This window comes from Aromatoleum buckelii (assembly GCF_012910785.2).
GTDB lineage: Bacteria > Pseudomonadota > Gammaproteobacteria > Burkholderiales > Rhodocyclaceae > Aromatoleum > Aromatoleum buckelii.
Window position 1 is genome coordinate 239,431 of the sequence record NZ_WTVH02000010.1, and the last position, 19,418, is coordinate 258,848.

Consider the following 19,418-nt stretch of genomic DNA (forward strand, 5'->3'; position numbering starts at 1 on the left):
GGAAACCGGTCAATACGCCGGCTTCGCCCGAGCCGACGCGAGCAACCCGATACCGACGGCGATCATCGGCACGCACAACCACTGGGCCGTCGACAGCCCGAGCGACAGGGTGCCGAATATTCCGGGATCCGGCGTGCGGAAGAACTCGGCTGCGAAGCGCAGTGTTCCGTAACCGATCAGGAACATCGCGGAGACCGCCTTCAGCGGCCGCGGGCGGGCCGAATAGACCCACAGGATCGCGAACAGCAGCAGGCCTTCGCCGGCCACCTGATAAAGCTGCGACGGATGGCGGGGGAGCGCGTCGACCCACGGATACACCATCGCCCATGGGACGTCGGTCTCGACCGGCCGGCCCCACAGTTCGCCATTGATGAAATTGCCCAGGCGCCCTGCGGCAAGCCCGGTCGGTACGAGCGGCGCGATGAAATCGGTCACCTGCCAGAAACCCTTGCCGCTGCGGCGTCCATACAGCCACATTGCGACGAGCACGCCGAGAAAGCCCCCGTGGAAACTCATCCCGCCTTTCCAGATCGCGAGGATCTCCGTGGGGTGGCTGAGGTAATACGCGGGTTGGAAAAACAGCACTTCGCCGAGCCGCCCGCCGAGCACGACGCCGAGCATCCCATACAGCAGCAGGTCGTCGAGCTGCTGCGCGTTCCAGCCCAGCTCGGGGCGCCGCCGCGCGTGCACGCGGCCGAGCGTCATGAACAGCACGAACGCGATCAGGTACATCAGGCCGTACCAGCGCACCGACAGCGGGCCGACGGAAAATGCGACGGGGTCGAACTGGGGATGGATCAGCATGGGCGGTGAGCGCAAAGGAGTCTGATGGACGGGAGCGCGCCGCTCATTCGAACTGCGAGCGGAATTTCTCGAACTCGCTGCGCAAAAGATCGAGCTCGTCGCGCAGGCGCCGCACTTCCTCTTCGAGTTCCGATGTCCGCCCGCGCACCGCACCCCCTGCCGCGTACCCGCTCGCGACGGCTTCGCCCATCTGCACGAAAGCCTGCCGGCCGCCCAGCAGATGCGCGTAGCGCGTCTCCTTCGTGCCGGGCGCTTTCGGCACCGCGGCGACCATCGGCGGGTATTTTTCGCCCAAGTGCTCGAGCACCTTATCCACGGCCGCGATGTCGTCGAAGCGATGCATGCGTTCGCTGCGCTGACGGATCTCCCCAGCGGTCTGCGCCCCACGCAGCATCAGTGTCGCGAGCGCAGCCTGTTCGGGTGGCGGCAGCGAATGGCGCAGGCGAACGAGGTGCTCGTATTTGCCGACGCGCGCGCCGGCCTGGTCGCGCTTCGACACGAGCTTGCGCGCGATGAGCCGGTCGAGCGCGTCCTGGACTTCGGTTTCGGTGAGATTCATCACCGGGTCGCGGCCGGTGAGCTGGTTCGAGCCGGTGACGATCGCATTCACCGAGAGCGGGTAGTTGTCCGGCGTGACGAAGGCTTTCTCCATCAGCACGCCGAGGACGCGGATCTCGGCGAGGTCGAGGTCGAAGCCTTCATCGGCGTCGGCCGGAGTATGGTCGGTCATTGCATTCCCATTCGGTGCCGCTGGCGTGCCCGCGGCGGGAGGGGAATGATAGCCGACGGGCGTTTCGCTTCGGTTAGGTTTCGCTTCGGTTAGAATTCCAGGCCTGAACCCGAAGTGGCGCAGGCCGACGAGCGCCGAGCGCCCGAATTCCGAGCCGAGGACATCATGCCCCAGTACCGTTCCCGCACTTCCACCGCTGGCCGCAACATGGCGGGCGCCCGCGCGCTGTGGCGCGCCACCGGCATGAAGGACGGCGATTTCGAAAAACCGATCATCGCGATCGCGAACAGTTTCACGCAGTTCGTGCCCGGCCACGTGCACCTGAAAGACCTCGGCCAGCTGGTCGCGCGCGAGATCGAGGCGGCGGGGGGCGTGGCAAAGGAATTCAACACGATCGCCGTCGACGACGGCATCGCGATGGGGCACGCTGGAATGCTCTATTCGCTGCCGTCGCGCGAGCTGATCGCCGACAGCGTCGAATACATGGTCAATGCGCACACCGCCGACGCGCTGGTGTGCATCTCGAACTGCGACAAGATCACTCCCGGCATGCTGATGGCCGCGCTGCGGCTGAACATCCCGGCGATCTTCGTGTCCGGCGGTCCGATGGAAGCGGGCAAGGTCAAGTGGGAAGCAAAAGTGATCTCGCTCGATCTCGTCGACGCGATGGTCAAGGCGGCCGACAGCAGCTGCTCGGACGCCGAAGTCGATGCGATCGAGCGCTCCGCGTGCCCGACCTGCGGCTCGTGTTCCGGCATGTTCACCGCGAACTCGATGAACTGTCTCACCGAAGCGCTGGGCCTGTCGCTGCCGGGCAACGGCACGGTGCTCGCGACCCATGCCGACCGCGAGCAGCTGTTCCTGCGCGCCGGCCGCACCATCGTCGACATGGCGCGCCGCTACTACGAAAAGGATGACGCGTCGGTGCTGCCGCGTTCGATCGCGACGTTCCAGGCGTTCGAGAACGCGATCACGCTCGACGTCGCGATGGGCGGCTCGACGAACACCGTGCTGCACCTGCTCGCCGCCGCGCGCGAAGCCGGAGTGGATTTCACGATGGCCGACATCGACCGCATCTCGCGCAAAGTCCCGTGCCTGTGCAAAGTGGCGCCGGCAATCGCCGACGTGCATATCGAGGACGTGCACCGCGCCGGCGGCATCATGGCGATCCTCGGCGAACTGAACCGCGCCGGCCTGCTGCATGCCGAGCTGCCGACGGTGCACAGCAAGACGATGGCCGAAGCGCTGTCGCGCTGGGACGTCATGCAGGCGCACGACAACGCCGTGTTCGAGTTCTACAAGGCCGCACCCGGCGGCGTGCCGACGCAGGTCGCGTTCTCGCAGAACCGGCGCTGGAACGAACTCGACATGGACCGTTCGCACGGCGTGATTCGCGATCGGGCCAACGCGTTCACGCAGGAGGGCGGCCTCGCGGTGCTGTACGGCAACATCGCCGAGAAAGGCTGCATCGTCAAGACCGCCGGAGTCGATGAGTCGATCTGGACTTTCACCGGACGCGCGCGCGTGTTCGAGAGCCAGGAAGCGGCCGTCGAAGGCATCCTCGGCGATGCAATCGTCGCCGGCGACATCGTCGTGATCCGCTATGAAGGGCCCAAGGGCGGTCCCGGCATGCAGGAGATGTTGTATCCGACGAGCTACCTGAAATCGAAAGGGCTCGGCAAGGAGTGCGCGCTGCTGACCGACGGGCGTTTCTCCGGCGGCACGTCGGGCCTGTCGATCGGCCACGTTTCGCCGGAAGCGGCGTGCGGCGGCGCAATCGGCCTGGTCGAGGAGGGCGACTCGATCGAGATCGACATCCCGAACCGGCGCATCCACCTCGCCGTACCCGATGAAGTGCTGACCGCGCGCCGTGCCGCAATGAACGCGAAGGGCGCCAAGGCATGGAAGCCGGAAGGGCGCCAACGCGTCGTCTCGGCGGCGCTGCAGGCTTACGCAGCATTGACGACCAGTGCCGACACCGGCGGCGTGCGGGACGTCACGCAAGTCCAGCGCTGACCCGAGGCGGACGGAATCCGGTGAAAGGCGCGGCCATGCTGCGGTGGGCGAGTTGTTCGGCTGGCTGATGCGGCTGGTCGGCGGCAGGCCGGCGGCGACGCTCGTCGGTGCGGCGCCGCCCCCGACAGTCGCGGCGCCCTTGGCCGACTCCATCGTGGTGTCGTCAGCCGCCGTTCGACTGGCGGCACCGCCTGATGACGTTGCTGTAGACGAAGACGTTGCTGTAGATGCTGTAGACGGGGACGCTCTGGCTCCGCCATTGCTGTGTCGCAGTGAAGTCCTCGATCGCGACCAGTGCCCCCTTGGTTACGCGTTCGAACTGCGCGAGGATCTCGCGGGCCGCATCCGCGCCCCAGGACGACGCGCGCGCGATTTCCTCAACGGGCTGCTCGTCGAGCAGCTTGCCCTCTACCGGCACGGCGCAACCTTGCGCAATCGCGAGCTTTGCATACGCGTCTGGGACGGATTTCTCGCACAGCAGCCCGTGCTGGAACGCCTCGCCGGGCTGCATGTCGCGCTGCTCGTCCAGCCCGAGAACCCCGCCCGTGCCGCTGGCAGCGAAACGATCGGCCGTGCGCGACGGCTGCAGGGGCTGGGAATGCGCGTCGTGCTCGACCACCACGACCCCGGGCCGTGGCTCGACAGCCTGCTGCCGGTCGCCGATGCGGTCGTGTTCCGCATGGGATTCTGCGTGCCCGAGGAGGTCTCGCTGTTCGCCCGCGCGATCGCGCGGCGACAATCGGGGGTGGCAGTGTGGGCATGGGACGTCGGCACCCACGACGACTTCGAACTCGCGCGCAGCGCTGGATGCTCGGCGTTTTCCGGCGGATTCGTCACCCGCCGCGACGACTGGAAAGGCAACAGCCTGTCGCCGCACGCGGCACGCCTCGCCTCGCTGCTCGCCCGCTTGCATCATGGCGTCGAAACGCAGGAAATCGCCCAGATCCTCAAGCACGACCTCGCGCTCGCTTATCGCCTGCTGCGTTATGTCAATGCGGCCGGATGGGGACTCAACCACCACATCACTTCGGTCGAGCAGGCAGTGGTGCTGCTCGGTCGCGAGCCGCTGCAGCGCTGGGTCTCGATGATGCTGCTCGGGAGCGCGCGCGGCGTGCCCGGCACAGGTGCGGTGCTCGAAGTGGCGCTGACACGAGCCCGTTTCCTCGAGCTGCTCGGGGCGCTTCGCGGCGAGCGGGATCCGGCTGCGCAGCTGTTCGTGCTGGGCCTTTTTTCGCTGCTCGACGTGGCGCTGAAAGTGCCGATCGAGGAGGCGATCCGGCCGCTCAAGCTCTCGGCGGCGATGCAGGATGCGATCCTCACCCGGCGCGGGCCCATGGCGCCGTACCTCGAACTGGCGCTGGCGCTCGAAGAGGGCGACGCGCAGCGGATGAAGTCCTTCGCCGACGTGCTGGGCCTCGAACCGGGCGCGCTCGCCCGGCTCCAGTTCGAGGCGCTCGACTGGGTTCAGCTCGCCGAGGCCTGATTGCGCTTCGGCTGGCACGCCGACAGCCCTTCTTGACCCCCTCGCGACCGCCCTCTACCATCCGGCGCATGGACGCAGAACTGAACAAGCTCGAGAACCAGCTCGAACAGATGATCGGCCTGTACGAATCAGGCAGGGTCGAAATACGCGAACTGCGGACCCGCGTTGCCCGGCTGGAGGCCGATAACCGGGCGCTGGCCGAGAAGGTGCGCTTCGCGACGGGCAAACTTGAATCGCTGCTCGAACAATTGCCGGAATCCTGACATGCCCTCGGACACACTCGACATCACGTTGCTCGGCAAAGCCTACTCCGTGACCTGTCGCTCGGAAGACAAGGAAGATCTGCTCGCGGCGGTTTCCTATCTGGACGAAAAACTCACCAGCGTGGCCGGCAAGACGCATGCGTCGGGGGAGAAGCTCGCGATGATGACGGCGCTGAACATCGCCCACGAATTCTTGCAGTTTCAGCGTACCGGCGGGTTTGACATGCAGGCCGTGAAGCGTAGAATCAATTTCGTAAACGCACGCCTCGACGGGGTGCTCGCGCAGCGGGAAAAGCTTTTCTGACAAAGGCTTGGCGCGAGTTGGGCAAAAGCTTGGCGTGAGTTGAAAAATCAATCCCCCGCCTGTTCGTTGAAGTCGTAGATTCCTTGGACCAATGTCGAGAGACTTGGTCGCGGACCATGGATGCCGCAGGTGTGCACGCCCCTCGCCGGGTGAGCCTGATGCGGAAGGGAAGCGACCTCCCTGAACCCCAGGTTCAGGATGCCGGCGGAGACGAAACAGGTGGGGGGCCAAATTGAGAGGCACGGATCGCGGTCCGTGCCTCTCTTGTTTTGTGCGGGCGTTTTTCATTATTAACCCGGCAGGCAAATACCGTTCGGGCTGAGCCTGTCGAAGCCCTGCCAATGCCCTTCGACAGGCTCAGGGCGAACGGTTGCATTTAATTGCCGCCTTAATAATTCCCAGCAGACAGGACTGGAAGCATGGTTTTCGATGTGTGGTGGTTAAGCTACCTAGCGCTCGGTGCGTTCGTCGGTTTCTTTGCCGGCCTGCTCGGCGTCGGCGGCGGCGGAATCATGGTGCCGGTGCTGACGAGCCTCTTCATCGCCCAGGGTTTCGCCGTCGATAGCGTCGTGCACCTCGCACTCGGGACGTCGATGGCGGCGATCGTGATGACTTCGCTGTCGAGTCTGCGCGCCCACCATCGCCATGGAGCCGTGCGCTGGGACGTCGTGCGCAGCATCACTCCGGGAATCCTGCTCGGCACTTTTGCCGCGACCTTCATCGCGTCCCGGGTCGCGTCCGAACCGCTGGCTATTTTCTTCGCCGGCTTCATGGCTTACGTGTCGCTGCAGATGCTCGCGAACGTCAAGCCGAAGCCCTCGCGCGAGTTGCCCGGATTGCTCGGCATGAGCGCGGTCGGGGCAGGGATCGGAGGCGTATCCGCCCTCGTCGCGATCGGCGGAGGGTCGTTGTCCGTGCCGTTCATGACCTGGTGCAACGTCAAGGTCCATAACGCCATCGGCACATCGGCGGCGATCGGGTTGCCGATCGCGCTTGCCGGAACCGTGGGTTACCTCGTCAACGGCTGGGACGGTACGGGAATGCCGGAATACAGCCTGGGCTTCATCTACCTGCCGGCGTTGCTGCTGGTCAGCGGCGTGAGCATGTTCACCGCTCCGGTCGGTGCGAAACTTGCCCACCAGTTGCCGGTCGCAACGCTGAAGAAGGTATTCGCGGGCGTGCTGATCCTGTTGTGCGCGAAGATGCTGCACGCGATTTTCTTTTGAGTCGGGCGGGTTTGCGGCGGCGCAGGGAGGTCGGGGATGAAGCGATTGCGGGCGGTCGGCGAGATGGCCGACGCGGATCCGGAGGCATTGCGCGAGGTATGCGTCGGTGCATACCGCGACATCCGGGCAGACAGCGAAGCGCTGGTTGCACCATTGTGCACCGAGGATTTCGTCATCCAGGCGGCCGACGAAGCGAGCCCCGCCAAGTGGCACCTGGCTCACGTGAGCTGGTTCTTCGAGACTTTCATCCTGCGCGAATACTCGCCGGGTTACGTCGAGTTCGATCCCGCGTATCGGGTGCTGTTCAATTCCTATTACGAGCAGATCGGCGCTTTCCACCCGCGTGCGGCGCGCGGATTCCTTTCCCGGCCGACCGTCGAGGAAATCTACCGCTACCGCGCCCACGTCGATCGCCACATGCTCGAGCTGCTCGACGACCGTCGCGATCGGCCGTGGCCGGAAATACTCGAGCGGCTCGAAATCGGGCTGAACCACGAACAACAGCATCAGGAATTGCTGCTGACCGACATCAAGCGCAATTTCAGCGTCAATCCCCTGCGTCCCGCGTACCGCGCCGATCTGGCGATGGCGCCGGCGCGTCCGCGCAGCTCGCTCGAGTGGATAGATTTTGGCGGCGGCCTGTGCGAAATCGGTGATGCCGGCGAAGGATTCGCGTACGACAACGAGCGTCCGCGCCATCGCGTGTGGCTCGACCCTTTCCGGCTGGCGTCCCGGCCGGTGACCAACGGCGAGTATCTTGCCTTCATGGAATCCGGCGGCTATGCCAACCCGGCGCTGTGGCTGTCGGACGGCTGGGCGCGGGTCAAGCAGTCGGAGTGGAGCAGTCCGCTGTACTGGGAGCGCATCGAAGGCGAATGGTGGCAGTTCACGCTCGGCGGGATGCGCCGCGTGCATCCGGACGAACCGGTCTGCCACGTCAGCTACTATGAAGCGGACGCCTTCGCGACGTGGTCGGGGCGGCGCCTGCCGAGCGAGGCCGAATGGGAAGTGGCGGCTGCCGGTCGAGCGGTGAGCGGAAACTTCCGCGAGGCGGGTCATCTCCATCCTGTCGTCGCCGACGCCGGTGAAGGCCTGCGCCAGCTCTATGGCGACGTGTGGGAACACACCGCCTCGGCGTATCTGCCGTATCCGGGCTTCCAGGCCGCGGCCGGCGCGCTGGGCGAGTACAACGGCAAGTTCATGTGCAGTCAGATGGTGCTGCGCGGCGGCTCATGCGCGACGCCTGCCGACCATGTGCGCCCGACTTACCGGAATTTCTTCTATCCGCACGAGCGCTGGCAGTTCCAGGGCTTTCGCCTCGCCGAGGACGGCGACTGAAACACCTCGCGGCAGCCCTTCACGGTGCCGGCGCCAATCCTTTCATCAGCGTCTCGAGGTTGTGGCGCATCATGGCGAGGTAGGTCGGTGCGGGGCCGTCGGCGTTCGATAGTGCGTCCGAGTACAGCATCCCGCCGAGCCGTGCACCGCTCTCGTGGCTGATGCGTTCGGCCAGACGCGGATCACTGATGCTCTCGACGAACACGGCAGGCGCTTTCTCGCGCCGCAGCTGGCGGATCAGCTGCGCGATGCCGCCCGCCGAAGGCTCGGACTGGGTGCTGATGCCGGCGGCGGCGAGGAACCGCACGTCGTAGGCGTGGCTGAAGTAGCCGAAGGCGTCGTGCGAGCTGACGACCTTGCGCCGCTCCGCCGGTACCGTCGCCAGCGTGCGACGGATCGTCGCGTCGAGGGCTTCCAGTTCCGCGGTGTAACGGGCGGCGTTCTGCCGGTAAACCGCCGCGCCAGCCGGATCGGCCTGGCTCAGCGCCTCGGCGATGTTCGCGACGTAACGGCTCGCGTTCGAGACGTCCTGCCACGCGTGCGGGTCCACGGCGCTTTCGTGGGCATGTCGATGTTCGTCTTCCTCCGTGAGCGGCCGGATCCCGGCGCTGGCGATCAGGATCGTGCCCCGGTAACCCGCGGATTGCGCCAGGCGCTCGATCCATTCGTCGAAGCCGAGGCCGTTGGCGACGATGAGCCGCGCATTGCCGAGGCGGCGGGCGTCGGAGGGGCGAGGCTGGTAGTTGTGAGCGTCGGCGCCGGCGCCCACGAGCGTCGTCACGACGACGCGTTCTCCCCCGACGCGGGTGACGAAGTCGCCGAGGATGCTGAAGCTCGCAATCACTTCGAGCGGCGCGGCGTGCAGTGCGGGGGCTGCGAGTGCAAGAGCGAGCGCAAGCGCGGCGAGGAGGGCGATTTTCAGCGGATTCATCGATTCCGTGACAGTGATGACAAGGCGGTTCAGGATTCGAGATGCGGGCGGCGCTCGAGCCGCACCCCGAGCATGCCACCGGGCGCCAGCGCGAGCGACAGCAGATAGACCGCTCCGGCGGCGAGGATGATCGCCGGCCCGGCGGGGACGTCGGCATGAAACGACGCGAGCAGGCCGCCGATCCCGCTCGCCAGGGCGATCAAGATCGCCAGCGCCAGCATCGCGGGCAGGCGCCTGACCCACAGCCGCGCCGCGGCAGCGGGGAGGATCATGATGCCCACGGCCATCAGCGTCCCGAGCGCGTGAAAGCCGCTCACGAGATTCAGCACGACGAGGACCAGGAAACCGTAGTGGGCGACTGGGCTGGTGCCGCTGACGCTGCGCAGGAACGCGGCATCGAAGCATTCGATCACCAGCGGCCGGTAGAGCAGCGCCAGCGCGAACAGCGTCAGCGTCGAGATCGCGCTGATCAGCAGCAGCGAGTTGTCATCGAGGGCGAGCACCGAGCCGAACAGCACGTGCAGCAGGTCGAGGTTGCGCCCGCGCAGCGACACGATCATCACCCCGGTCGCGATCGACAGCAGGTAGAACGCGGCGAGGCTGGCGTCCTCCTTGAGGATCGACGAGCGGGCGACGAGCCCCGCAGCGAGCGCGACGACCAGGCCGGCGATGATTCCGCCGACCGTCATCGCGCCGAGCGACAGGCCGAACGCAAGGTAGCCCAGCGCCGCGCCGGGCAGGATTGCGTGCGCCATCGCATCGCCCATCAGGCTCATGCGGCGCAACAGCAGGAACACCCCGACCGGCGTCGCGCCCAGCGCGAGCGCGAGGCAGCCCGCGAGGCCACGGCGCATGAATTCGAAGTCGGAGAACGGCGTGAACAGCGCATCGGCGATCATGCTGCCCCTCGCTCGGGTTGCCGCTGACAGACGCGCGCGGCGTCGTCGAAATCGCTCGCGAGGCGACGCGCGATTGCGAGCCGCTCACTAGTGAGGACTTCGGCGGTCGGGCCGAAGCCGACCGGTTCGCGCGCAAGCAGCAGGCATTCGGGAAAGTGCCGGCGCACGAGTTCCAGGTCGTGCAGCACCGCGAGAATCGTTCGCCCTTCGGCATGCCAGCCGAGGACGATCGCGACCAGATCCTCGATGGTGCGGGTGTCGATGGCGTTGAACGGCTCGTCGAGCAGCAGCAGCGGCGCGTCCTGAAGCATCATCCGGGCGAAGCGCGCACGCTGCAGCTGTCCGCCCGACAGCGCGCCGATCTGGCGCGACTCGAAGCCCGACAGGCCGACCGCGGCGAGCGCCGCGTGCACGCGTTCGGCTTGGTCGCGGCGCAGGCCGCCGAACGCGCCGATGTCACGCCACAATCCCATCGCGACCATGTCGAAGACGCATACCGGAAAGCTGCGGTCCATCTCGCTTTGCTGCGGCAGGTAGGCGACGCCTGCGCGGCCGGCCTTCAGCCGAAAAGTCCCCTGCAGCGGGGCGAGTTCGCCGGTCAGCGCCTTGAGCAGCGTCGATTTGCCGGCGCCGTTCGGGCCGACGATCGCGACCAGCGCGCCGCTCGCGATGTCGCAGCTGAGGTGGTGCACGGCCGGGTGCCGGTCGTAGCCGAGGGTGAGGTTTTCCAGGCGCAGCGCCGGGAGCTCGGTGTCGCGTTTCATGACAGCGCCCAGCCGATCGTGATCCACAACAGCGCTGCCCCGACGGCGGCGAGCGCAAGCCGGGCGCCGACCCCCTGCACGAGCGCCGACGAGCTGAACGAGGCGTGATAAGGCGGCGCGAGCGGAGCGCGCCGGCCATGCTCGTGCGCGATGTGGTGGTGCGGCGCGGTTGCGGCGGCCGGAGAGTGGGCGGGATTCATCGTTGGAGGAGGGGTGGCAGGTTCGTCGCGGGAAGTGCCGGGTGCGCCGGCACTCATGCGTCCTCGGCCCGCCGCCGGCCGCAGTCCGGGCACGTGCCGTGAAAGACGAGTTCGGCCCGCTCGGGGCGATACCCCGCAGGCAGCGCAAGGCTCTCGTCCGGGCGGATCGATTCCAGGCACACGATGTGGCCGCAGCGGTCGCAATGGAAATGCGCATGCGCCCCGGCGTTGTCGCGGCCGCTGTTGAAGCGCCACGCGCGATCCGGCCCGCTGACGCGATGGGCGAGCCCCTGCTCGACGAGCCAGTCGAGCGTGCGGTAGAGCGTGACGCGGTCGTGATGCACGTCGAGCGCAAGCAGCTGCGCCGCGATGTCGTCATGGCTCAGCGAATGCGCGCTGTCACGCAGGATTCCGAGCACGGCGAGGCGGGTGCGCGTGATGCGTCCCCCGCAGGCGGCGATCAGTGCGGCAGCGCTTTGTTCGGAAGGCAGGGTCGGGGCGGGCATGGCTGGTGCGTGAGCAGGGCGTCACTAATGCAACATTGTAGCATTTCAGCGGCGCGCCCCCGCCCTGAAGTGAGAAGCCTGTCACGAGCCTCTGATGGAGAGTCATGTAACAATTTGTTCGAGGCAACGAGTGGCGTGAAGTCGCGGTGTTGCCGGTCCTGTTTCCAGTATTCCCGGTGGAGAGTGCGTGGCAGAAGCGGACGAACGTTCTGGTGACTGCGTTCTCGCGGAGATGGGAGCCGCCGGAGAGCCGGACCCGGCTCGCGCCGAACCGTCACCCGGCGATGCAGCCGCACCGGTACCCGACGACCCTCTTCTCGAGTGCCTGCTGCTGCTTGCGCGCGCCTACGGCGGCAACCTGACGCGTGATGCCGCTGTTGCCGGTTTGCCGCTCGAAGGCTCCCGCCTGCCGCCGTCGCTGTTTGCACGCGCGGCAAAGCGTGCGGGCCTGAACAGCAGCATTGTCCGATGTCCGCTCGAGGGCCTGAACGAGGCGTTGTTTCCCGTCGTCCTGCTGCTCCACGGCCGGTCCTCGTGCATGTTGATCGGCCGCGATGGGCAGCGCAACGTCGCCCGCGTGGTGTTCCCGAAACTGGGCGACTCGGAGGTCGAGATCCCGATGACGGACCTCGAGGCGCGCTACGCCGGTGATGCGATCTACGTGCGCCCCGCGCATCGCTTCGATGCGCGCGCGCCGGAAGTGCGCCCCCCGCGCCGACAGCACTGGTTCTGGGGCGTGATCACCGAGAATCGCGCGCTGTACCGGGACGTGCTGCTGGCGGCGCTGACGATCAACCTGTTCGCCGTCGCGATGCCGCTGTTCGTCATGAACGTCTATGACCGCGTCGTCCCGAACCAAGCCGTCGAAACGCTGTGGGTGCTGGGAGCGGGGATGTTGATCGTGCTCGTCGGTGACGTGGTCCTGCGCACGATGCGCGGCTACTTCGTCGATCTTGCCGGCAGCCGCGCCGACGTGAAGCTTTCGGCCGCAATCATGGAGCGGGTCCTCGGCCTGCGCATGGAGCAGCGTCCCGAGTCGGCCGGATCGTTCGCTGCGAACCTGCGTGCGTTCGAGTCGGTACGCGACTTCATCAGCTCGGCCACCGTCGTCGCCTTCATCGATGTGCCGTTCGCGCTGCTGTTCCTGCTCGTGATCGGCTGGATTGCGTGGCCGCTGGTGCTGCCTTTCCTGTTCGGCGTCGCGCTGCTGCTCGTGTACGCGATGGCGGTGCAGGGGCGGATGCATGAACTGGCGGAAACCACTTATCGCGCCGGCGCGCAGCGCAACGCGACGCTTGTCGAGGCGCTGGTCGGCATGGAGACCGTCAAGGCGCTCGGCGCGGAAGCGCCGATCCAGCGCAAATGGGAGAAAAGTGTCGCGCTGCTCGCACGTGTCGGCTCGCAGTTGCGGCTGCTGTCCGCGACGGCGACGAACGGTGCCGCGTGGGTGCAGCAGATCGTCAGCGTGGTGGTCATCATTCTCGGTGTGTACCTGATCGGCGACGGCCGGCTCAGCGTCGGCGGGCTGGTCGCGTGCTTCATGCTTTCGTCGCGCGCGATGGCGCCGATCGGCCAGGTCGCCGGACTGCTGGTTCAGTATCATGCCGCAGCCACGGCGCTCGCGTCGCTCGACACGCTGATGAAGAAGGAAATCGAGCGCCCCGAGGCGTCGTCGTTCATCAGCCGCCAGTCGTTCCGCGGCGACATCGAGTTCCGCAACGTCAGCTTCCATTATCCGGGCCAGGAGACCGAAGCGCTGCGCAACGTGTCGCTGCAGATCGGCTCCGGCGAGCACGTCGCGATCCTCGGCCGCATCGGCTCGGGCAAGACGACGCTCGAGAAGCTCATTCTCGGGCTGTTCCGTCCGACGGCGGGTGCGGTGCTGATCGACGGCATCGACCAGCGCCAGCTCGATTCGGCCGAACTGCGCCGCCATATCGGCTATGTCGCCCAGGACGTCACGCTGTTCTACGGGTCGCTGCGGCAGAACATCACAATGGCGACGCCGTTCGCCGACGATGCCGCAGTGCTGCGCGCGGCGACGACTGCCGGCATCACCGAGTTCGTCAATATCCATCCGCAAGGCTTCGACATGCAGGTCGGCGAGCGCGGGGTGTCGTTGTCCGGCGGCCAGCGGCAGGGGGTCGCGATCGCGCGCGCTGTCATCAATGATCCGCCGATCCTGCTGCTCGACGAGCCGACCGCGTCGATGGACCGCTCGAGCGAGGAGGAGCTCAAGGGCCGGCTGCGGGCATTTGCGCGCGGCAAGACGATGATCGTCGTCACTCACCGTACTTCGCTGCTGGATCTCGTCACCCGGATCATCGTCGTCGACGGCGGCAGGATCGTTGCCGATGGCCCGAAGGAGCAGGTCGTCGAAGCGCTGCGCCAGGGTCGGATCGGGAGGGCGCTGTGATGGGTGATTACGGCCGGGGGGCGTTCGAGCGCGTCGGCGACGTGTCGGCGCGGGTCGCGCGACCGGCGCGCCCGTTGTTCGGACGGTTTTTTGCCCACCTAATTCCACCGCCCGCGGCCGACGACGGCCTCGACTGGGCGTGCGACGCCGACTGGGCGCGCCTGCAGCAGGAACCACTGCGCGCCCGTATGCTGCTGCGCGTCGTCGCCAGCGTGATCGTGCTGCTGTTGCTGTGGGCGGGTTTCGCGCAGGTCGACGAAGTCACCCGTGGCGAAGCGAAAGTGGTCCCGTCGTCGCAGGTCCAGATCATCCAGACCGTGGACGGCGGCGTCGTCGAGCAGATGCCGGTGCGCGAAGGGCAGATTGTCAACGCGGGCGAGCTGCTGCTGCGCATCGATCCGACCCGCTTCGTCTCGTCGCTGGCCGAAAACCGCTCGCAGTTCTTCGCGCTGCAGGCGAAGGCTGCGCGCCTCGAGGCGCTGACCAACGGCACGGCCTTGACGCTGCCCGACGAAGTGCTGCGCGAGGTCCCCGAAATCGCCGCCCACGAGCGCCTGCTGTACGCGTCCAGCGTCGCCGGCATGGAAGCCCAGCTGTCGATCGCGCGCCAGCAGCTGACCCAGCGCCAGCAGGAGCTCAACGAAGTGCGCGCGCGCCACGAACAGGCGAGCCGCGGGTTCCAGCTGGCGATGCAGGAGCTCGGCGTCACTCGGCCGCTGGTCAAGTCCGGGGCAGTGTCGGAGGTCGATATCCTGCGCCTCGAACGTGACGTGTCGCGCCTGCGCGGCGATCGCGACCAGTCGACTGCGCAGATCTCGCGCATCCAATCGGCGATCGCCGAGGCGACGCGCAAGATCCAGGAAGTCGAGCTGAGCGTGCGTAACGAGATGCGCAGCGAGTTGTCCGACACGATGGCCAGGCTCGGCAGCCTGGCGGAAGGCAGCCGTGCGCTCGCCGACCGCGTCAAGCATGCCGAAGTGCGCTCGCCGGTGCGCGGCACCGTCAAGCGCCTGCTCGTCAATACCGTCGGCGGCGTCGTCCAGCCGGGACGGGAGGTCGTCGAGATCGTCCCGCTCGACGACGCGCTGATCCTCGAAGCGCAGGTCAAGCCGAAGGACATCGCTTTCCTGCGCCCGGGACAGGCGGCGCTCGTCAAATTCACCGCCTACGATTTCGCGATTTACGGCGGGCTCGATGCGACGGTGGAGCATATCGGTGCGGACACTGTCACTGATGACAAGGGCAACGCGTTCTATACCGTCCGAGTGCGCACGCAAAAATCCAGCCTCGGCGAGGATCTCCCGATCATTCCCGGCATGGTCGCAGAAATCGACATCCTCACCGGCAAGAAAACCATCCTCTCCTACCTGCTGAAGCCCGTCCTGCGGGCCAAGGCCAACGCACTGTCCGAACGATGACACGAAACCTCTTCGCCTGCTCTGCAGCGGTGGTCCCGTCCGAACGCTGGCTCGAAGCGTTTCCGGACGGCATGTGCACCAAGGCGGGCGACGTCCTCTCGACGACGCTCCCCTTGGACGTCATCTGGGTCTCCACCGCCCATGCCGACTGGCCGGCGCTGGTCGCCCGGTTCCATCGCATGCTGCCACAGTCCCCGCTCGTCGTCGTCACGATGGTGCCGGAAGTCGACGAGGCGATCATCGCGCTCGAGCATGGCGCGCGCGGCTATTGCCACGCGCTGGCGGTGCCCGGAATGCTGCGCGAAGTCGAGCTCGTCGCACGGCATGGCGGTCTGTGGGTCGGCGCGGCACTGATGGCGCGAGTCGTCGAGGCCGCTGCCCGGGCGCTCCCCGCCCCCGGCAGGGGTCCGTTGCCGGCGAATCTTTCGGCCCGCGAGAGTGAAGTCGCGCGCGAGACGGCCGCGGGGCTGAGCAACAAGGAAATCGCTTCGAAGCTCGGGATCACGGAACGGACGGTGAAAGCGCACTTGGGCGCAATCTTCGACAAGCTCGGCGTGCGCGACCGGCTGCAGCTGGTCCTCCGCCTGTCGACCCACAGCAGCGCGGCGATTGCGGACTGAACGGTGATCTTCATCAAGCGCAACGCCAAAGGCGAAGTGATCGCCGCCAGCCGCGAACCGATCGGCTGCGACAACTCCGAATCAGGCGGTTGGGATGTCGCCAACGGTGACGAACCCGAAGTCGTCGCCTTCTGCGGCCTGCTCACCGAATCCGCGAATCCGCTCAGCCCTTCCGACCTCGGGCTGGTGCGTGTGCTCGAAGACCTGATCGACCTGCTGATCGACCGCGCCGTGATCCGCTTCACCGACCTGCCGCCCGCTGCGCAGGCCAAGCTGATGGAGCGGCGCGGCACCCGCGAGGCGATGCACCGGCTAGGGGCGCTCGACGGGACCGATGACGTGCTGTAACAGGTTTCTTCGCAGCCGGTTTCCCGGCGATTGGCGTCGTCATCGGAATAATGCCGGCGTAATTACATCAGGCCGTGAAATTTCTCACGGCACTTGTCCTCCGGTGCAATAGGTTCGGCGCGAAGGGCGGCGTACGTTATCCGTCGACAGCAGACGTCGTGCCGCCGGCGGGGTGCCGGCGACGCCTCTCGATCCTCCAGGAGCAGCAATCATGGCCGGCCTCATCGCAACCGTCATTACAGTCAACGGTAACGCATACGCACGTGACGCCGAAGGCAGGGTTCGATCCCTCAGTCAGGGGGACGTGCTGACGGAAGGTGAAACGGTCGTCACCGCCGGGGGCGCCCGCGTCGAAATCATCCTCCCCGATGGCGACCTGTTCGCCATGGCCGAAAATCAGTCCGTCAAGCTCGCCGCCGACCTCACCGAAGCATCCCGCCCGGACGCCCAGGATGCCCGCATCGCCGGCGACACCGTCAACCTGATCATCAAGGCGATCAATGAAGGCGCAAATCTCGATGACATACTCGAGGCCCCCGTGGCCGGCCTCTCCGGAGGCGGCGGCGGTGAAGGCAACAACTTCGTGCGCCTGCTGCGAATCGTCGAAGAGGTGAACCCGCTCGAGTTCGACTTCAGTCTCTTCGCCGAGGACGAGTTGCTGCCGGTGCCGACGGGCAACGCGCAGGTCGTCGACGAGACGGTGACGGTCACGCCGACGCTGACCGAAACGCTGACCGTTACCAGCACGGTGACGGGGGTCGTCACCGACACCGTGGAAGGGGTGGTGACCGAAACGATGACAGGCGTCGTCACTGCGACGGAGCGTGGAATCGTGACGGCCACTGTCGGCAGCACTCAGACGATCACGGTCACCGGCATCACGGAAACCGTGACGTCCGGCACGCAAACGGTGACCGGGATAGCATTGACCGAAACGGTGACGACGGGTACTCAGACGGTCGAGCTGACAGCGACCGAAGCCGTGACCGAAACGGTGACGACCGGTACTCAGACGATCGAGCTGACAGCGACCGAAGCCGCGACCGAGACGGTGACGACGGGCACGCAGACGATCGAGCTGACAGCGACCGAAGCTGCGACTGAGACGGTGACGACGGGCACTCAGACGATCGAGCTGACGACAACCGAAGCTGCGACCGAAACGGTGACGACCGGCACTCAGACGATCGAGCTGACGGCGACCGAAGCCGCGACCGAAACGGTGACGACGGGCACTCAGACGATCGAGCTGACGGCAACCGAAGCTGCGACTGAGACGGTGACGACGGGCACTCAGACGGTCGAGCTGATAGCGACTGAAGCCGCGACCGAAACCGTGACGACGGGCACTCAGACGATCGAGCTGACGGCGACCGAAGCCGCGACCGAAACGGTGACGACGGGCACTCAGACGATCGACCTGACGGCAACCGAAGCCGTAACTGAAACCGTGACGACGGGCACGCAGACGATCGACCTGACGGCAACCGAAGCCGTAACTGAAACCGTGACGACGGGCACGCAGACGGTGGACGTGACGGCGACCGAAGCCGCGACCGAGACGGTGACTGTCGGGACCGACACGGTGACAAGCACCTACGTCACCGAAACGATCACGACAACCACTTCGCTCGACACGTCCGATCTCGCGATCACTGCGGCTGGCCCGAATGGAGAATATTCCGTCACCGATGCTCCGCTGACGGTCATATTTTCGACCACGCCGGGACACTTGGTTAACGCGAACAATGGCTATATCGCGATCGATAACCTCAACATCAATCCGGACGAGACGCTCTTGATCCGTTTCGAAGCCGAAGGCCAGCCTGTGCCCGTCAATGACGTAACGCTCGAAATCTTTGTGACGGGCGGTGCTGCGAGCTTCGACTGGTTGGCCTCTAACGGCAGTAGCGGCACGATTTTGACGGCAGGCGGGGAAGTGCTCATTCCTGGCGATTACACCGCTTTGACGATTACCGGTGTGAGCGGGGCGTTCAGACTGGGTCCCCTTGTCGGGATTGCAACGGACGTGCAGGTGACTGAAACGGTCATCGCAACGGCAACCGAAACGGTCACCGTTACCGCTACCGGAACTGTCAGCGATACCGTGACGACGGGGACGCAGACGGTTGCGGTGACGGCGACCGAAGCCGCGACCGAAACGGTGACGACGGAGACGCAGACGGCCGAAGTGACGGCAACCCAAGCGGCGACCGAGACGGTGACGACGGGGACGCAGACGGTTGCGGTGACGGCGACCGAAGCCGCGACCGAAACGGTGACGACGGGGACGCAGACGGTCGAGGTGACAGCAACTCAAGCCGCGACCGATACGGTGGCGACGGGGACGCAGACGATCGAGGTGACGGCAACCCAAGCGGCGACCGAGACGGTGACGGCGGGGACGCAGACGGTCGAAGTGACGGCAACCCAAGTCCTCACCGAAACCGTGACGGCGGGGACGCAGACCGTCGAAGTGACGGCAACGCAAGCCGCGACCGAAACGGTGACGCCAGGCACGCAGACGGTCGAAGTGACGGCGACCGAAGAGGCGACCGAGACGGTGACGACGGGCACGCAGACGGTCGAGTTGACGGCGACGCAAGACGCGACCGAAACCGTGACGACGGGCACGGAGACGGTGGACGTGACGGCGACCGAAGCCGTGACCGATACCGTGACCGTCGGCACGCAGACGATCGAAGAGTTCGGCACAGCCACGACCCCAACCGTGACTTCCGGCACCGAGACGGCAAGCTTCGTCACCGAAACCGTAGTGACGGCGACCGAAACGATCACCGGCGCGACCGAGACAGTCACGCTGACCGAATTCACCAGCACCATCACGGTGAGCGAATTCACCGACACCGTGACGGTAGGCGAATTCACCGAGACCGTGACCGTCGGCCACTTCACCGAGACCGTCACCGAGACGATGACCGCCGAAACCGGTCATTCGCCGATTCAGCAGCTGGCGGCGATCGATGTGATCAGTGACGACGATCCACTGATCGAAGGCTCCGGACAAACGAGTGGTTCGGGTGCCTCCGGCGGCGACGGATTCGAATCCTTCGATCAGGACGCAATCAGCCGGATGTTGAGGAACGACGTGCCTTCGGGCGAATGACGCGTCAAGGGGTGACGGCGATGGC

Annotated in this window: 19 protein-coding genes; 11 read left to right on the forward strand and 8 right to left on the reverse strand. The window is 66.2% G+C overall.

What is annotated here, in order from left to right; genetic code table 11:
* Positions 1-9: 9 nt before the first annotated feature.
* A complete protein-coding gene (gene lgt / locus GO608_RS11805) occupies positions 10-804 on the reverse strand; it encodes a prolipoprotein diacylglyceryl transferase (RefSeq protein WP_169199070.1) in 795 nt (264 codons plus the stop codon).
* Positions 805-847: 43 nt separating this feature from the next.
* Entirely contained in the window at positions 848-1,534 is a 687-nt protein-coding gene (locus GO608_RS11810; RefSeq protein ID WP_169199071.1) for a YceH family protein, read from the reverse strand.
* A 165-nt stretch (positions 1,535-1,699) separates the two neighbouring features.
* Between GO608_RS11810 and ilvD the strand changes: the two genes are divergently transcribed.
* On the forward strand, positions 1,700-3,550 hold the full coding sequence (gene ilvD, locus GO608_RS11815; protein ID WP_169199072.1) for a dihydroxy-acid dehydratase: 1,851 nt from the start codon (positions 1,700-1,702) through the stop codon (positions 3,548-3,550).
* Positions 3,551-3,713: 163 nt separating this feature from the next.
* On the opposite strand, the gene GO608_RS11820 is transcribed toward ilvD, so the two are convergent.
* Positions 3,714-4,061 (reverse strand): hypothetical protein, encoded by a 348-nt coding sequence (locus GO608_RS11820; RefSeq protein ID WP_169199073.1) that lies wholly within the window; start codon positions 4,059-4,061, stop codon positions 3,714-3,716.
* Here GO608_RS11820 and GO608_RS11825 point away from each other — a divergent pair.
* The 5 genes from GO608_RS11825 to egtB all read left to right on the forward strand — a co-directional run bounded on the left by GO608_RS11825 (position 4,035) and on the right by egtB (position 8,164).
* The gene (locus GO608_RS11825; protein WP_169199074.1) at positions 4,035-5,033 is read left to right on the forward strand and encodes an EAL and HDOD domain-containing protein; all 999 of its coding nucleotides are present in this window, start codon (positions 4,035-4,037) and stop codon (positions 5,031-5,033) included. The genes GO608_RS11820 and GO608_RS11825 overlap by 27 nt on opposite strands.
* Before the next feature lie 68 nt (positions 5,034-5,101).
* A complete protein-coding gene (locus tag GO608_RS11830; protein ID WP_169199075.1) occupies positions 5,102-5,296 on the forward strand; it encodes a hypothetical protein in 195 nt (64 codons plus the stop codon).
* 1 nt (position 5,297) lies between these two features.
* Positions 5,298-5,600 carry a cell division protein ZapA gene (locus GO608_RS11835; RefSeq protein ID WP_169199076.1) on the forward strand — a complete coding sequence of 101 codons (303 nt, stop codon included), beginning with the start codon at positions 5,298-5,300 and terminating at the stop codon, positions 5,598-5,600.
* A gap of 419 nt (positions 5,601-6,019) precedes the next feature.
* Positions 6,020-6,826 (forward strand): sulfite exporter TauE/SafE family protein, encoded by an 807-nt coding sequence (locus GO608_RS11840; protein ID WP_169199077.1) that lies wholly within the window; start codon positions 6,020-6,022, stop codon positions 6,824-6,826.
* A gap of 36 nt (positions 6,827-6,862) precedes the next feature.
* The gene (egtB, locus tag GO608_RS11845; protein ID WP_211159442.1) at positions 6,863-8,164 is read left to right on the forward strand and encodes an ergothioneine biosynthesis protein EgtB; all 1,302 of its coding nucleotides are present in this window, start codon (positions 6,863-6,865) and stop codon (positions 8,162-8,164) included.
* A 19-nt stretch (positions 8,165-8,183) separates the two neighbouring features.
* Here egtB and GO608_RS11850 read toward each other — a convergent pair whose 3' ends face one another.
* From GO608_RS11850 to GO608_RS11870, 5 genes are read right to left on the reverse strand one after another with little or no spacing between them, the layout of a single operon-like run.
* The gene (locus tag GO608_RS11850; protein ID WP_169199078.1) at positions 8,184-9,095 is read right to left on the reverse strand and encodes a metal ABC transporter substrate-binding protein; all 912 of its coding nucleotides are present in this window, start codon (positions 9,093-9,095) and stop codon (positions 8,184-8,186) included.
* A gap of 29 nt (positions 9,096-9,124) precedes the next feature.
* A complete protein-coding gene (locus tag GO608_RS11855; protein WP_169199079.1) occupies positions 9,125-9,994 on the reverse strand; it encodes a metal ABC transporter permease in 870 nt (289 codons plus the stop codon).
* Entirely contained in the window at positions 9,991-10,758 is a 768-nt protein-coding gene (locus GO608_RS11860; protein WP_169199080.1) for a metal ABC transporter ATP-binding protein, read from the reverse strand. Before GO608_RS11860 ends, GO608_RS11855 begins: the two co-directional genes overlap by 4 nt.
* Positions 10,755-11,015 carry a hypothetical protein gene (locus GO608_RS11865; protein ID WP_169199081.1) on the reverse strand — a complete coding sequence of 87 codons (261 nt, stop codon included), beginning with the start codon at positions 11,013-11,015 and terminating at the stop codon, positions 10,755-10,757. The genes GO608_RS11860 and GO608_RS11865 overlap by 4 nt, the downstream gene beginning before the upstream one ends.
* On the reverse strand, positions 11,012-11,464 hold the full coding sequence (locus GO608_RS11870; protein WP_169199082.1) for a Fur family transcriptional regulator: 453 nt from the start codon (positions 11,462-11,464) through the stop codon (positions 11,012-11,014). The genes GO608_RS11865 and GO608_RS11870 overlap by 4 nt, the downstream gene beginning before the upstream one ends.
* 232 nt (positions 11,465-11,696) lie before the next feature.
* On the opposite strand from GO608_RS11870, the gene GO608_RS11875 reads away from it, so the two are divergent.
* From GO608_RS11875 to GO608_RS11895, 5 genes are all read left to right on the forward strand, one after another.
* Positions 11,697-13,880 (forward strand): type I secretion system permease/ATPase, encoded by a 2,184-nt coding sequence (locus tag GO608_RS11875; RefSeq protein WP_211159445.1) that lies wholly within the window; start codon positions 11,697-11,699, stop codon positions 13,878-13,880.
* Complete coding sequence (locus GO608_RS11880) at positions 13,880-15,298, forward strand: HlyD family type I secretion periplasmic adaptor subunit (RefSeq protein WP_169199084.1); 1,419 nt, start codon at positions 13,880-13,882, stop codon at positions 15,296-15,298. The genes GO608_RS11875 and GO608_RS11880 overlap by 1 nt, the downstream gene beginning before the upstream one ends.
* Positions 15,295-15,918 (forward strand): LuxR family transcriptional regulator, encoded by a 624-nt coding sequence (locus tag GO608_RS11885; protein WP_169199085.1) that lies wholly within the window; start codon positions 15,295-15,297, stop codon positions 15,916-15,918. The genes GO608_RS11880 and GO608_RS11885 overlap by 4 nt, the downstream gene beginning before the upstream one ends.
* 3 nt (positions 15,919-15,921) lie before the next feature.
* Positions 15,922-16,266, forward strand: a complete 345-nt coding sequence (locus tag GO608_RS11890; protein ID WP_011236823.1) for a hypothetical protein — start codon at positions 15,922-15,924, stop codon at positions 16,264-16,266.
* A gap of 211 nt (positions 16,267-16,477) precedes the next feature.
* Positions 16,478-19,393 carry a retention module-containing protein gene (locus GO608_RS11895; RefSeq protein ID WP_169199086.1) on the forward strand — a complete coding sequence of 972 codons (2,916 nt, stop codon included), beginning with the start codon at positions 16,478-16,480 and terminating at the stop codon, positions 19,391-19,393.
* Positions 19,394-19,418 lie beyond the last annotated feature (25 nt).